The sequence below is a fragment of the Frankia sp. CcWB2 genome, from assembly GCF_977927585.1.
The window spans coordinates 35,109-35,538 of record NZ_CDWRCM010000013.1 but is presented as its reverse complement, the minus strand read 5'-3'; the positions used below and the strand labels follow the sequence as shown (position 1 = coordinate 35,538).

Genomic DNA, 430 nt, shown 5'->3' with positions numbered 1-430 from the left:
TCGTCGTGCTGTGCGACACGAACGGCGGCATGCTCCCGGCGCGGATCGGCGCGGTCGTCGCCGATGTTCTCGCCACGACCGGCGCCCGGCTCGGTATCCACTGCCACGACGACGCCGACTGCGCGGTCGCGAACACCCTGGTGGCGGTGGAGGCCGGCGTCACCCACGTGCAGGGCACCACAAACGGCTACGGCGAGCGGTGCGGGAACGCCAACCTGCTGAGCGTCATCGCGGGTCTGGAGACCAAGTTGGACCGGGCCGTGCTGCCGCCCGGGCGGCTGCGTGAGCTCGTCCGGGTCTCCCACGCGATCGACGAGGTCACCAACTCCGTGCCCGACCCGCACCGGCCGTACGTCGGGGCCAGCGCCTTCGCGCACAAGGCCGGCCTGCACGCCAGCGCCGTCAAGGTCGATCCGGACCTGTACCAGCA

The 430-nt window shown here is 71.9% G+C and carries 1 pseudogene; it reads left to right on the top strand.

What is annotated here, in order from left to right:
• A pseudogene (locus ACY45C_RS02995) lies at positions 1-430 on the top strand (citramalate synthase); the annotation flags it as partial.